Genomic DNA, 14,975 nt, shown 5'->3' on the forward strand with positions numbered 1-14,975 from the left:
ACAATATTTCGTACTCTTCTGTCCTTTTGCCTGAGATTGTGAACCCTTCGGCGCCGCACATTCATGCGGTCTCTCCAGAAGCTGCTCCTGCCATAGTGTGACCCACAGCATTCATAGCCTTCGTTATTTAATTAAAATGTTGCTATTTCTGAATAATTTCATATTTTACGCCTCTAAAAGAAAGCTGTCAATGGAAATCTTTTATGATTGACGGTGGTAGCCATATAACTTCACTTCATCAATCCCTCTTGATTCATGTATAATAAATCAAAAGATGTTCGGCTCGTTTGCTGGAGAAATCCCTCTTGATCAAGAACAAAGTTAGGAAATCCATGGAAGTTGGTGAAAACAAATGAAAAAAATGAACAAACAGCGTGTCACATTACAGGAAGTCGCCAAGCATGCCGGTGTTTCGACTTCAACGGCATCACTTGTTGTTCGAAATAATCCTAGAATCTCTGAAGCCACTCGAAAAAAAGTACTGCAATCCATGGAGGACTTAGGATACGTATACGACCGCGTTGCTGCCAACATGCGGTCAAAAAGCTCAAATATCGTTGGTGTGATTGTCACGGATATTTCTAACACCTTTATTTCTGAGTTTTTAATTGGCGTGCAAACCACGCTTGAATCACTGGGCTATACTGTTTTACTTGGTACGACCTTTGACAGTGTCGATAAACAGGAGCGGCTCATTTCCACAATGGTAGAGCATCGAGTTGGTGGGATTATTTTAAACCTAGCTTCGAAAAGCTCTACTCGGACGGTCAAACAGTTAAATCAAATTCGCACCCCAAAAGTACTGGCAAACCGTGAATTAGCGGATGTGCATTGTGACTATGTCGGCGCTGATTATGAACAAGGCACTTGGATGGCGGTACATCACCTTCTTCAAAAAGGACATCGACGTATTGCCTTTTTAGGCGGCATCAAGTCCTCATCGACTTGGATTGAACGCATGAAAGGTTTCAAAAGAGCACATGATGAGGCAAACCTGACAATTGATGAATCTCTTATTATCGATATGGTACCTACTCGTGAAGGCGGGAAGGAAGCCCTTACCCAAGTCATCAACCAGCCCGAGCCTCCTACTGCTATTTTTTGCTTTAGTGACTTAGTCGCATTTGGGGTCATTCAGGAACTGGCAGCACGGGACATTAAGCCTGGTGAAGATATCGATGTGGTTGGATTCGATAACATCCCTGAAGCGGAGCTATATCACCCGCCGCTCACCACTGTCTCCTCATTCCCACGATCCATCGGGGTAAAAGCAGCGAACCTTTTATATCAAAAAATGAACGAGCAGGATGAAGAGCTGCAGCGAGTGATCTTAAAACCTCAACTTCATATTAGAGAAACCTCATCATCATGAAAGGGAGAATTGCGTGCAGCAATTCTCTTTTTTTATTGATCAAGTCAACCATTTCTTTATTTCATTTTTCTTTTTTTAAATCACAAAGTCATAAACTTGACACATTTAAAACGCAGGAGTATATTTATCTCGTTGCTTCTTTTAGTATATCGTTATACCTATCTCGTCAGCTCGTTATTTTTCATTCAACAACAGTTAAATTGATCATTTCTGATTCTGATCAAATCATGAAGATCCACTTTCTTATTAAGACTGTCATTATTTTTTATATTTCAGTAGAACGATGTACTTAATTGAAAAACAGATGAATATTCATTATTTTTTTCATCAACTACACAAGGGGTGTTGTGATGGGCATCATATTATTTACTTTTAAGGAAATAACAAAGGGTGTACAAAGAATTTGACCCTAAAGGGTTTCAAATATAGGAGTGGGAACATGAAAAATCCTTATATTAAATCGTCTGTTGGCATGTATTTAAACTACTTCATGCTCGGCATGATCAATATTATTGTAGCTTCCAACATGGACAGCTTATCTGAACGCTACCATGTGGATATTCCGAAAATCAGCTTGCTTGTATCGGCGATCGGAATTGGTAAACTGGTTGCTCTCTTTTTCTCAGGCCGGTTAGCCGACCGCTGGGGACGTAAGCCTGTCATTATTACAGGAAACTTTCTTTACTTATTATTCTTAATCGGTATTCCAACGACAACGAGTTATACACTAGCATTTATCTTTGCGATTTCTGCTGGGATTGCAAACTCGTTACTTGATTCGGGAACATATCCTGCTTTGACAGAATCGTTTCCTAAAAAGGCAAGTTCAGCTTCTGTTTTAGTGAAGGCGTCCGTTTCAATTGGAGCGACTGTTCTTCCATTTATCCTGGCATTCCTTATTGCACATGACATCTTCTGGGGCTGGGCGTTCTTTGGACTAGGGCTTCTTTATTTACTTGTTGGGATTTACTTAATCTTTATGCCGTTCCCGAACCATAAGCAAGTCTCTTCACAGGATGACCTTCCAGTACAGGAACAAATGAAGGAAGAACCTAAAATGCTTGGTGAAGGCTTAGCTGTTGTGCTCATGGGGTTCACGTCGACTGCATTGTTTGTCGTATGGCAGACATGGCTTCCGCAGCTCGGGTTAAAATTAATCGGACTTGGCACAGAACAAGCCACACAGCTTCTATCTTATTTTAGTATCGGTGCACTGGTGTCTGTTCTCTTGCTGTCGATCGTCTTAGATAAATTCATTTCACCTATTATGGTTGCAATTATTTATCCAATTGGAGCATTCCTTGCGATGCTTTCATTATTTCAAATCGAAACATACAGCATTGTGATTGTCAGCACCTTTTTCTTAGGGCTATTTACAGCGGGAATCTTCCAGCTGGCGATGAGTATCATGATGAAACTATTCCCGACAAACAAAGCAACGGCTTCATCCTACGTCAACATTGCGGCAAGCTCCGCGTTTATTCTCGTGCCGCTCATTACAAGTGGGTTGGTCAGCACGTACGATATTAAAATGACGTTATTTTTCGATATGATCATTGCGGTTATGAGCGTATTGCTAGCGGTCTTTGTTCTTGGACGCATGAAAAAATTATTTAGATAATTAAAGGAGATGTCAATCATGACAAACATACATGAACGAAATATTGATGGGAAAACAAAATTAGTCGGTCTTCTTGCTACACCAATCGGGCACAGCCTTTCACCACGGATGCATAACCTTGGCTATACACTAACAGGGATCAACTATGCTTACCTCGCATTTGAAGTAGGGAATGATGAACTAGAAGCAGCCGTATACGGTATGAAAGCAATGGGTGCTGCTGGATTTAACGTCTCTATGCCGAACAAAATGAAAGTATTGGATTACTTAGATGAACTAGACGATTCTGCAAGATACACACGTGCAAGCAACACCGTTGTGAACAAGGATGGCAAGCTGATTGGCTACAACACAGATGGTCTTGGCTACGTGAGAAACTTGATTGAGCATGGCGTTGAATTAGCTGGACAAAAGGTCACACTCGTTGGCTCAGGCGGTGCCGCTACTCCGATTGCGATTCAGCTTGCACAATCTGGTATTCGTGAAATTAGTATTTTTGCTCGTAATGATCAATATTTTGTTCAAGCTGAAGAAAATGTGACGTACATCAACAAAGAAATGAAATCATTTGGTGTCAAAGCGAACATTTTCCCACTTGAAGACAAAGACGCGTTCCGCCGTGAAGTAGCAGAAAGTGCAATCTTAGCAAACGGGACAAGCCTTGGCATGAAACCACTAGATCAGCTCAGCATCATCGATGATACGCTTGATGTTCTGCGTGAAGATTTAATCGTGACAGATGTCGTATACAATCCGCAAAAAACAAAGCTCCTTGCTCAAGCACAGGAAGCTGGCGCCAAAACCATTAACGGTCTTGGCATGATGCTATGGCAAGGTGCACTTGCTTACAAACTCTTTACTGGTGAAGATATGCCAGTTGATCAAGTGAAACAGATTCTTTTTGAAAACGACCGTTTCTAATACAAAAGAAAGACGACTTCCTAAGCGGAGGTCGTCTTAAATTATTGACAAAGGGCTAAAATGATCTTCATTTTAGCCCTTTGTCTTCTTTTCAGCGTGATAGAAAACCTTTGCAGTCTAGGAAGGGCGAGCACAGGAGCACAGCCCTGACAAAGAATGCGAGGGTTTGTCTACACGCTGAGACGACTTCCAGCGGAGGTCGTCTTTTTTTTAATCATGTACCATGATTTGGCGGTATCGATACAGGATATACAGTGCGCCGATAATGGCCCCAACAGCCACCACTGCATCGAACATAAAGATTTGTAAAATGGACAAGTGACTCTGAATTAAACCTGTTACGACCGGAATGACGATAGCCGACACACCGCCCGCTGTGGAGATAATTCCTGTCATCGTCCCTTTGTTTTTCCAGAAGAATTCAGCCATCACAGTTAACGTCAGCTGAAAAACTCCTGCTGTTGAAAATCCTAATACAAAAGCATTGACGGTTCCGATGACTGGGGATTTCACGACCAAGAGCACACAAATGGAAACAAGCGTAATGATTGGATAGATCAGCAGCACAGTGACCGGACGGACAAAACGGCGCAACAGAAATGCGAGCATCACGACAGACAGCAGCCCGCCCATGCTATAGTAACTGAGCAGTTTCACAGCACTGCCCGATGTCATCCCCAATATGGCCTCACCGTAAGTGGGAAGCCAAATTTGCGGCAACGCATATAGCCCATTTGACGTAAAGCTGATCACAATGAGTGCGATCCCTTCTCTCCAAAATGTAGGCTCTGTCGAGAAGCGCGGAAGTCCGTCATGCTCCGTTACCTGGACTTGCTCCACCTTGCGATGATTCGGAAATGGCAAGGTCCACAGCATCAAGACATTCACAAGATAGATCAGAGCAGGAACAAAAAATGCTATTCCATAAAACAAATCATGCTCTGCTAAAAAGAAAATCGCCAATGGCAAGATGGTTGCCCCAATGGATATAAAGGCCTTCACCATCACATTCGCAGATCCCGAGTTTTGCGGAAAAGCCTCCATTAATGCAGGATACGTCCCTGCATCCATCGCTGAATTCGCGACCCCTGCCAAAATCGCAAACGCAAACGCGATTTGGTAATTTGGAGACAACGGAATTCCGATGAGGAACACCGCCATCAGCACACCCGAAACCAAAATGACCGGCTTTCGCCCAAAACGATCTGACAGCACGCCCGATAAACCATACGTGAGTACCCTGCCAATGCCAAGCGCCGAAATCATATAACTAATTCCTGCACTATTGGTATTTAACTGTTTGATTAAAAATGGCATATTGGAAGCCAATATAATATTGACCATCCCTAATAAAAAATAATTGATATAAAGACTAGAAGCCGTTCTCACATACGGATTCCTCATCCTGACACACCCCTCAACACCATCGCAATGAAGTGATAAATAATGGTTACGCTTATAAGAACTCATATGTGAGGAAGAACAGCTTTGCAGCCTTCACGTTCATACATCTCATCATGTCATGCAGCTCACCGCTTACATGCCCTTCATGTATCAAGCATTTCTTCAATTTTTCACTGCTCTTATTTTATATGAATGTGAAAGGTAATGATAGTGAATTGCTTAAATTTGAGAGAAAATCATCGATCAAGCGTATGACTCCATCGTTAGAAAAAAAGAGTGGCTCATTCCACTCCCTAAAAGATGTGTCAATTCTATTCATCGTTAATTATTATACCCCCCAAATACTTAGCTCATAATAATATTCCGTTCGCTCTATGCATAAACCAAAACGAAAATCCTCTGCGACTAAAAGAAAATCACCATATCCAGTTGAAAATTTGGTCTGCTCAAGAAGCTGGTTTAAATGACTAAACACTTCACCCACATTCACTAAAAGGGCTTCAATTTCATGATCTCGAAAAAATAGTATTCTGCCTTGTGTAGGTGTTATTTTTACCTTTTTAACCATTTCCTTTAACATTTGTTCAGAATTCTCAATATGCTCTCGGTAGTGGTTTCCATGTATTTGAACTTTCTCTTCTCTTGATTGAAGGAAAGTAAAAACCTTTTGACAAAACAATTGATTTTCTTCGATATCTAAAAATGCGTTTTCTGGAAGTGTCATATAGCTTAATTCGTTCATTAAGTGCTTTCTTCTGCTTTTTCTTTTTAAGGTTTCGATTTTTGAGTTTCTGTTGTTATTCATAGATATCACCATTTTAGGGTTACCTTACTTTTTGTATTCAAACATCTTAAGATCTCTAATTAAACAAAAGCACTTGTAGCCTAAAGGACTAATCAAGTGCCTGAATCATTATTCTAATCGGCAATATGATATTTAATCTTAGGATATTTCTGGTATTTTCTCTTTCCAAATTAACAACAGCCTTATGAATTCTTTTGTTTCAATTTTATTTTCATGAGGTTCTTCAATTCTATAATGATGTTCAACGATTGTCTCTTCTCTTTTGATACTTGCACTGGTAGCATTCAATGTAATTTCAAAGTTTTCATAAACTCCATCTATAACATTTTGAATATATTCTATATACTCATCCACTTCTTCTGTTGAAATATCTTGGATAAAATCTGAGAAAATACTTATTTCTTCTGGGAGTATTATTGCTAAGTCAGTCACCAAATTGATCTTCCTTAAATTCATATGTCAGTCACCAAATTGATCTTCCTTAAATTCATATGAAGGGTTTATAGTGACTAATTTATACAGTCCAACTTGTCATCTGTTTCAAAGCCACAAAAATTAATCTTCATTTATTTGCTCATCCACTTCTTCTAGATACCTTTCTGTATCTAAATAAGATTCAATAAGATTATCTAAAAATTCAACACTAACCTCTCGGCTATCTTCATAAATATGCATTTTAGCTCCAGCTTTTTCTAGTAAACTTATAATGTTTTTCATCTCTTTCAATTCATCAATATCTAATAAATTATAAGATAAAATAAAATCATTTTTATTTATTGCTTCTTTTATTTCAGAAATACTTTTATCTGTATGTTTTCTTAGAATCGAGATATATTTGATTTGATCATCATCTTTCTCTATTCGCATTTTCATTTTAGGCATTTAGTTTCTCCTCCATAGATTAGAAATCGTCAATAGGTTTAATTCTTTCTCCAGGTAGACTATTCTTCCAATTACCTCCATGCCAACCATTAAAATGTTCATTTGGTGTAGCTGGATATATAATTTCGCCTTTGTTCGCTAAATGTGGATATTGTGATGCACTGTAAGAATGGTGACCTTGCACAGTTTTTCCATCTACTTTAGGCTTCTTACCATTTAGAATATCATTTAATTGCTGCTTATCCCAGTTTCTGGTTGGATCCTCTTTATTCAAAATTCTTTGACGTTCCTGATACCAAAACTCATTCACACCAGTGTTTCTATGTTTGGCAAACTTTTTATTCCATTTATAATTTTCATATTCTAATTTCGTAATCGTCCTATTCTCAAATTTGTCTTTCAGCTCTTTCATCTTCTTAGTGCTTAACTGCTTTCTTTGTATAGGGTGCTTCCTTAAATCTAATCCTTTGGTTCTTTCTGCTATTATTTTCTCAGCAACTTTTTGTTCTCCGATCCTCAGACTACCATTGATGCTCTTTTTACTAAACGGCAAAAGGATTCCAAGAGCCGCGTTCATACTTGCTTCCTGCTGTTCTTTCGAGATCTTATTCCCAAACATATCACGCCCTGTAATCGCTTCGCTGAAGCCATTTGTGGCGGTAAGACCAAATAAGCCTTTTTGAGATGTTTTTAAGGCGTCAAAGGATTTTTGCGATGTCTTGTAAATGTCGACTGCTCTGACTGCGGCTGATGTGGCTTGAGTTGTTTTATAGACGGCTTTTCCACCTTTGAAAATACGACCTGCCCATCCGACGATTGGGATATAACCTGCTGCTGCCATGCCGCCTGCGGCGACGCGCTGTCCTGCGGTGAGCTCTTCACCTGTGATCGGGTCAACACCTGTTGCGGCACGTTTTGCATCGTTCACACCTGTCAATTCATTGACGATATTTCCGCCATAATCGAGTGCTTTTTCATACCAAGGGCGGTTGGCGAGTGCTTCCTGTTCCTTTGCAATCTCACGGGCCTCTTCTTGTTCTTTTTTGATTTTCAGATATTCAGAAGTTTGCTTCTCAATATCGCTTTTTGCCTTGTAGATTTCACTATTTTGATACGCTTTCTTGTCAAAATTCATAGGCGAAATGGCTTTTCCGTCATTTGTGGCATTCATCATTTCCGTATACAATGCCATTGTAGCTTGCTGCTCCGTTTCTGACAAAGCATATTCATCTTTTAAATTTTGATCAAGCTCTCTTAGGTCTTTGATCGTCTTTTTTCGCTCGTCTTCCGCATCTGCAATTTTTTCATCAAAGGTTTGACTATCAAATACTTCTAGAGAAATGAGGTCGTCGATGTCTTGAAAAATCGTTTTAAGCGCCTTTTTTTGATCCTTCACAATGCTTTTGGCATTTTTGATGCCCATATGTACAGCGTTGTCTAAAAAGTGTTCTTCTACGAAGGTTTCGCCGCCAAAACTCGTATCATCAAGTGTCCCAGAAACACCTTCATGAAAGGCTTTTTGCTTATCAATGAAGCTGATAAACATATCTACATTTCCAGCCAGTTCTTTATAAAAGCTTTTAATGTTATCGGCACCTTTTCCAGTGAAATCATCACCGAGGTTAGCCACGCCTTGAAGTGCCTTTTTTAAATCTACCATTTGTTCACGGAGTTCCTGGTAGTGTTTTGCCCTTGCATCCATGGCACTTGTTAGTGCTTTTGCATCAAGTATCTTGCCCAGAAGAAGTCACTCCCTCCATTATTGATCATAAAGTCTATTTTACCGTGTCCACCAAAACGGAAAAATAGGTTAATTGACATAAAAAACGGAATAGACTCTCTATTTAAAGGGCTAAATAAAATAAGCTAAACAAAGCACTTTGCTCTGTCTAGCCATACATCCGTTTTATTTATAATCATTGACAGGTCCTTTATCCATCAATACCTCAATTTCATTAGAAGACTTCATTTTTAATTTAGGTCTCCGCTCAGAGTTTGGTTTGCTATAAAGCTCAAGTGGGCGGATGATCACACCATCATTTGTATTTTGAAGCATACCTGGCACACAAGAATAAATACGATCATTGTCATTGGCATGTTTGGAATGAATCGTCACAGACGTTCCTTGATGATTATCGATACTCATAGATACTCTATATCTATAAAAAGAACCTGTCCCGTTTGATTGAGCAGAATAAACAACCGGAACGACAGCAAGGATATCATCATTTAACCGTAGTTTAATAACTTCTGTTTTCATTGATTCATGGTCTCTACCGACATCTCCCATATGCTCAACAGCTCCGTTGCCGTAACTTTTGAGAGCAGAAATTCCTTTCGCCCCAAACATAGCCACATCTACTTGCTTTCCTGACTTTGTGTAGACCAATGCATAAATATCATAATCGGTGCCGGACTCCCAAGATACTGTCGCTGTGATCTCAGGCGTTTTCTCTATTATGATCGGTTTATGACCTTTGTCTAGACTAATTTTACCTTGAACTTTTTCTAAACTGATAGGTGCAACAACTTTCTCTTTAGTCATTGTCTTCGTTTGAGCAGGGCCATCAATTGATTGTTTTTCAGGAGCCAATTGAGGTGTAGAAATATCCTGTTCATCAGGTTCAACCTCCACACCATAAAGCTTGCATAGCCCTTCCAGTCCAGAATCGAAACCTCGCCAGATTGATCGTGCTTTCGTATCACCATTTCTTATATACAGCTCTACCACGACAATGCCCTTTTCATTTGTAAAGTTTACTGGTGTTAGATAAAACACCTCGTCACCTGTTCGAATTTCTGCTTGCAAATGCTTCACTTGAGAAAAGCCCGTTCCTTGATCTTCTGTTAATGTAATAGCCATCTTTGTGATTCCAGCAGGCACTTTGCTCATATCAAAATTCAATTGATGCCTTTTCAATTGACCTGATACCTCTGCTGGTAAAAGTGCCGCTGCACCCGAAGCACTCTCTGGTTGATTGTAGAAAATAATGCCATGATCTCCTTCAACCTGATCCGAATCTGTTAAAAGAAACGCCGTTAAAGAAATATCAATTTCAGATGACACTTCATAGCTGATGGATACCTGTCCCTTTGGAGAGTTTAGTACGGTATTGGCTCCCATTTGCAAAGTATGATTCATTACAACAACTCCTATTCTTCATCTACCATTTAACGTTTTTATAGATCAATTATACCAAATCATGTAATGAAACCTATTCATATCTTTATCTCTTTTCAACCTCTGCTGCGATACCTAAAAACAAACCACTCTCGAAACAATGTGTATAAAAGAATCATTCCTGCTATTATGGTGATGTTCGGCCTTTGGATCCTTCTTCAAATATCCTTGAACATTAAGATCTTTCACAACTCAATGAACTATTTTATCGCCATAACCCTCTTTTTTCTTTGTATTCAGGCATTAATAAAACTTAAACAATAAAAAATCACTCAGGCACATACATTTTTTTCAAAGGTAATAAAGATCTTGTCTCTGTTGGCATATCCTCATACCAATGTACAATAAGATTGACGAGTTCTTCTAAGTCCAATAGATGAACTTCATTATGCTTCGCAATAGCTTTTGCATGAGAGGTAAATCCGCCAGTAGAAACAAATAAACTATTTGCATTCATGGGGTTGGCTCCTAATAATTGCTGCACTTCTGGTGCACTGGCTGAATTTTTTCGATGCTTGACTTGTACTTTAATAATAGGCTTTTCAAATCCAAATGCATCTTTATAAGCTAATACATCTACACCGCCGTCAGGACCTTTTGGACTCACACGAACATTGTATGACATAGCTTGCAGTAAGCCCCCGACTAAGTCTTGCATCTTCCACGGATCCAATTTATCCACCTTATCTGCAATCATCACAGTTGCTTTGCTGACTAAATCTTCAATAATTTCATCTTCTTCGGTTTCATCTTCGGATGTTGGTATAGAAGTAGGGTTTTTAAGTAGGTGTTCAATTTCTTTCCCCCAATCATCTACACGAAAAACAGTTGATATAGAACCGAGGCTGTTTTTAGCTGATTGACTGAGAGAATCTCGTTTCACTGCGATTGGTTCCCAGTTGACTTGAATATGATTTGGATACATTTTATCCCCTGCTGCTTCATCAAAAAAATGTGGAGCAGTCACCGTACCAACTCGATATTCACGGCTTTCTTTTATGTATGTAATAATTCGATCTCCATTTTGAATTTCTCTACTAAACCTCCATACCTGACTAACCCAGCTTCTTCTTGTAAAAGGTTTGCTCTCGGCGAAGATGACATCAGCTCGGGCATTCATCTCTTGCTTTGTTTGATATTGTTTTGGATTACCTAATTTCGGCCAACCGATTGATGCTAACCCTTTCTCTTCCCACATCGGAATTAAATCATTCTGGTCACCTGCACGAACCATCCACCATTTCGTCATTTACAATCTCCCCATTTCACTCTTCTTTCTTACTAAATTATAAGACTTATATCTAGTGAACAAAAGGATATACACACCAATTTTTCCGAAAGAGTGCAAAAACCCGAACAAGCATATACCACGCTCACCCGGGCTTCTATTTTTTCCTTTATTATACTTCTTCACCATTCGTGGCAATGACGTTTTGGTACCAAGTAAACGAATCTTTTTTAAGGCGCTTCATTGAGCCGTTGCCTTCGTTGTCGCGGTCAACGTAGATCATGCCGTAGCGTTTTTTCATTTCACCTGTTGTGAATGACACGATGTCAATGATACCCCACGGTGTGTAGCCAATCAGGTCAACACCGTCGTATTCGATGGCTTTTTTCAGTGCTTCAATATGAGAAGCGAGATATTGAATTCGTTCTGGGTCATGAATGGAACCGTCTTCCTCCACTTGATCTATAGCACCAAACCCATTTTCAACGATGAAGAGCGGGATTTGATAACGATCGTAAAAACGATTCAACGTATATCTTAAGCCAGTCGGGTCAATGGACCAGCCCCAGTCACTTGATGTGATATAAGGATTGTCTACACCATGTGGAAGGGCTCCGTTGACAATGTCTCCGTCGTTATCAGACACTGCATCACTTTTAACTGTTGTCGACATGTAGTAGCTAAAACCAAGATAATCTACTTTTCCTTTTCTTAAGCTTTCTTCATCGCCTTCTTCAAACGGAATATGATAGCCTTCGCGTTCGAATTCTTTCAGTGCATAGCTCGGATAGTAGCCCCGAACTTGTACATCTGGGAAGAAATAGCGTTGTCTCATATATTCTTCAGCAAGCATGACATCCTCTGGATTTGAGGAATACGGATAGATTGGTACGTGAGATACCATTGCACCAATTTGAAAAGCAGGATTGATTTCTTTGCCTTTTGCTACTGCCCATGCACTTGCTAGTAACTCATGATGTCCTGCTTGATACATGATTTCTTTGGCATTTTCGCCTTCTTTGACTGATACCCCTGAGTTTGTCCATAGGAACAGCGGGTTGTTGACATCCATTTTGTTATTGATTTCATTAAATGTCATCCAGTATGTGACTTTGTCCTTGTAACGATTGAAGCACACTTCAGCGAATTTCGCGAAGTATTCAGCGACTTTTCGGCTTCTGAATCCGCCGTATTCTCTTGCCAAATGAAGCGGCATCTCAAAGTGAGACAGTGTAATCACAGGCTCGATGCCATGCTTGAGCAGTTCATCAAATACATCATCATAGAATTGTAAACCAGCTTCATTCGGTTCCGCTTCATCTCCCTTTGGGAAAATTCGGCTCCAGCCGATCGATGTACGCAAGCATTTTAACCCCATTTCGGCAAACATCGCGATATCTTCCTTGTAACGATGGTAGAAATCGATTGCTTCATGATTCGGATAAAATTTGCTGTCTTCTATCGACTCCGTAATTTGTCTCGGTACTCCGTGGGCACCAGCTGTCATTACATCCACAACACTTGGGCCTTTTCCTGCTTCATTCCATCCACCTTCGAATTGATGTGCAGCTAATGCTCCGCCCCATAGAAAATCTTTTGGTAATGTCATTATATATTCCTCCTATTTCACAATTGTGATCATGACGTCCGTTGGCTGACATGTCGATAGTTCTTCTACGATCACATCTTCGTACGCTTGTGTATTGGTGATGATGACCGGTGTGACTGTTTTTAATCCTTTGCTTTCAATGGCTTCTTGATCAAATGTCATCAACAAGTCACCCTTCTTCACCTTGTCACCTTCTTTGATCTTGAGTGTAAACGCTGAGCCATCTAGAGAAACAGTATCAATTCCTACGTGAACAAGTAACTCCACACCAAATTCTGAACGAAGTCCAATGGCATGCTTTGTTGGTGCAAGCATGACGACGCTGCCGTCAAACGGTGCATACAGCTTATTATCTGTCGGTTCAATCGCAAACCCTTTGCCCATCGCCCCAGAGCTAAATACGGCATCCGGTACTTCAGATAATGCGAGTACTTTTCCAGCAAGTGGTGCAGTGATTGTTTCTTCATTGTTCAACGAAGCATTCTTATTTTCTTCATCTTGATCTTTGACAGGTGTTGCACCAGCCGTCTGTTCTACTGTATCTTCCCCATAACCAAACATTTGAATGAGCACAACTGGTAAAATCAGCGCAATTGCAACACCAATTAAGATACCGATGATCGATGTTGGATAATCTGCACTAATTCCGTTCACAATTGTCAGTGGACCAGGCAAACCTGCATACGCAAAGTAATAAGGTGTGAAGAAGCTGGCAACGATGGCACCGGCTGCTCCAGAAATACATCCGAAAATAAACGGCTTTTTAAAACGTAAGGTAACACCGTAAATCGCTGGCTCGGTGATTCCGAAGAGTCCCGTGATTCCAGCTGACACTCCGACTTTCCGAGTTTCGCGGTTTCTTGCTTTTAAAATAACCCCTAACACTGCGCCGACCTGAGCGATAACAGCGATGGTTTGATATGCCTGGAAGGAATCCCTTCCGTACTGTTCAAAGTTGGCGAGCACCATTGGCGTGATGCCCCAGTGAACGCCGAAAATGACAAGCACTTGCCAGAATCCACCGATAATGGCGCCTGCTAAAGCTGGTACATTTTCTGCCAAGATATTGTATCCGTTTGCAATCCCATTTGCACCTGCTGTTGACAGTGGACCAATTATTAGAATGGTTAACGGAACCATGACGACCATACAGAGAAATGGCACAAATAACGGTTTGACAACCTCGTGAATCCGTTTGTTTAAAAATCTCTCTACATATGAAAGAATCCACACTAAGAACAGCGGAGGCAAAACGGATGACGTATAAACAGTTTCAGATAACGCAATCCCTAAAAAGGTAACGCCTTCACCTGAAGCTACACGTCCAGCAATTTCTGTCCAAGCCGGACTAACAAGCGCTGCTGTACACGCTACGGCGATATACATATTCGTTTTAAAATGCTTGGCTGCTGTGATGGCAATAAAGATTGGCAAAAACGTAAACGGCGCCCAGGAAATAAAGCTAAAGACTTCATACGTTCCCGTTTTCGAAAAGCTTGGAAATAACAGATTAATGAGGATAAGGGCACCTTGCAAAATACCAGCTGCGGCCAAAATATACACAAAAGGCGCAAACACAGCTGACATGGTCGCGATGACACGGTTCAGTATCGTTCCTTTGTTTTCATTAGGCTGGTCATCACTCGACGTTTCAAGCTGAACGAGGCTTGCAAAATGCTCGTATACCTCACCAACATGCTGGCCGATGACGACCTGAAATTGACCGCCGTTTTCCACCACGGTAATAACGCCGGGCATCGCGTTGACAGCTTCCTTGGCCTTAGGATTTGAACGTTTTAGTACCAAACGCAGCCGCGTGGCGCATCTTGCGGCACTCACCACATTTTCTTCTCCGCCAACTGCCTCTAAGATGTCTTCTGCAAGCTTTTGATAATCCCTCACTTTTGACATATAAACCCCCCCTTTATCACCACTAGTATATGTACATTATA

Annotated in this window: 13 protein-coding genes and 1 riboswitch; of the genes, 4 read left to right on the top strand and 9 right to left on the bottom strand. The window is 40.5% G+C overall.

Going from position 1 to position 14,975, the window contains the following annotated elements; translation table 11 throughout:
• Positions 1-8 precede the first annotated feature (8 nt).
• Positions 9-88: riboswitch (glycine riboswitch) on the bottom strand.
• 264 nt (positions 89-352) lie between these two features.
• From MHB83_RS04370 to MHB83_RS04380, 3 genes are all read left to right on the top strand, one after another.
• Positions 353-1,372: a LacI family DNA-binding transcriptional regulator gene (locus MHB83_RS04370; protein ID WP_342496670.1), complete on the top strand. Its 1,020-nt coding sequence runs from the start codon at positions 353-355 to the stop codon at positions 1,370-1,372.
• A 439-nt stretch (positions 1,373-1,811) separates the two neighbouring features.
• Complete coding sequence (locus tag MHB83_RS04375; protein WP_044139103.1) at positions 1,812-2,993, top strand: MFS transporter; 1,182 nt, start codon at positions 1,812-1,814, stop codon at positions 2,991-2,993.
• Positions 2,994-3,011: 18 nt separating this feature from the next.
• Positions 3,012-3,914 (top strand): quinate/shikimate dehydrogenase, encoded by a 903-nt coding sequence (locus tag MHB83_RS04380; RefSeq protein WP_284907552.1) that lies wholly within the window; start codon positions 3,012-3,014, stop codon positions 3,912-3,914.
• A 210-nt stretch (positions 3,915-4,124) separates the two neighbouring features.
• Here the strand turns inward: MHB83_RS04380 and MHB83_RS04385 are convergent, their stop codons facing one another.
• The 6 genes from MHB83_RS04385 to MHB83_RS04410 form a co-directional block, all read right to left on the bottom strand.
• Positions 4,125-5,318: an MFS transporter gene (locus tag MHB83_RS04385; RefSeq protein WP_137054129.1), complete on the bottom strand. Its 1,194-nt coding sequence runs from the start codon at positions 5,316-5,318 to the stop codon at positions 4,125-4,127.
• Positions 5,319-5,646: 328 nt separating this feature from the next.
• A complete protein-coding gene (locus MHB83_RS04390; RefSeq protein ID WP_342496671.1) occupies positions 5,647-6,060 on the bottom strand; it encodes a hypothetical protein in 414 nt (137 codons plus the stop codon).
• A gap of 201 nt (positions 6,061-6,261) precedes the next feature.
• Entirely contained in the window at positions 6,262-6,555 is a 294-nt protein-coding gene (locus tag MHB83_RS04395) for a tRNA-Val4 (protein ID WP_342496672.1), read from the bottom strand.
• A gap of 123 nt (positions 6,556-6,678) precedes the next feature.
• Complete coding sequence (locus tag MHB83_RS04400) at positions 6,679-7,005, bottom strand: hypothetical protein (RefSeq protein WP_003215251.1); 327 nt, start codon at positions 7,003-7,005, stop codon at positions 6,679-6,681.
• Between the two features lie 19 nt (positions 7,006-7,024).
• The gene (locus tag MHB83_RS04405) at positions 7,025-8,707 is read right to left on the bottom strand and encodes a T7SS effector LXG polymorphic toxin (RefSeq protein WP_342496673.1); all 1,683 of its coding nucleotides are present in this window, start codon (positions 8,705-8,707) and stop codon (positions 7,025-7,027) included.
• A gap of 204 nt (positions 8,708-8,911) precedes the next feature.
• Positions 8,912-10,147 (bottom strand): TerD family protein, encoded by a 1,236-nt coding sequence (locus MHB83_RS04410; RefSeq protein ID WP_212046698.1) that lies wholly within the window; start codon positions 10,145-10,147, stop codon positions 8,912-8,914.
• A gap of 141 nt (positions 10,148-10,288) precedes the next feature.
• Here MHB83_RS04410 and MHB83_RS04415 point away from each other — a divergent pair, with 141 nt between their 5' ends.
• Complete coding sequence (locus MHB83_RS04415; RefSeq protein ID WP_342496674.1) at positions 10,289-10,450, top strand: hypothetical protein; 162 nt, start codon at positions 10,289-10,291, stop codon at positions 10,448-10,450.
• A 4-nt stretch (positions 10,451-10,454) separates the two neighbouring features.
• Here MHB83_RS04415 and MHB83_RS04420 read toward each other — a convergent pair whose 3' ends face one another.
• The 3 genes from MHB83_RS04420 to MHB83_RS04430 form a co-directional block, all read right to left on the bottom strand.
• On the bottom strand, positions 10,455-11,435 hold the full coding sequence (locus MHB83_RS04420; RefSeq protein WP_340990493.1) for a restriction endonuclease: 981 nt from the start codon (positions 11,433-11,435) through the stop codon (positions 10,455-10,457).
• Between the two features lie 151 nt (positions 11,436-11,586).
• Positions 11,587-13,026: a 6-phospho-beta-glucosidase BglA gene (gene bglA / locus MHB83_RS04425; RefSeq protein WP_342496832.1), complete on the bottom strand. Its 1,440-nt coding sequence runs from the start codon at positions 13,024-13,026 to the stop codon at positions 11,587-11,589.
• Positions 13,027-13,035: 9 nt separating this feature from the next.
• Positions 13,036-14,934: a beta-glucoside-specific PTS transporter subunit IIABC gene (locus MHB83_RS04430; protein ID WP_342496675.1), complete on the bottom strand. Its 1,899-nt coding sequence runs from the start codon at positions 14,932-14,934 to the stop codon at positions 13,036-13,038.
• Between the last annotated feature and the right edge of the window lie 41 nt (positions 14,935-14,975).

The sequence above is a fragment of the Bacillus sp. FSL K6-3149 genome, assembly GCF_038630515.1.
In the GTDB taxonomy this organism is placed as follows: Bacteria; Bacillota; Bacilli; order Bacillales; family Bacillaceae; genus Bacillus; species Bacillus pumilus.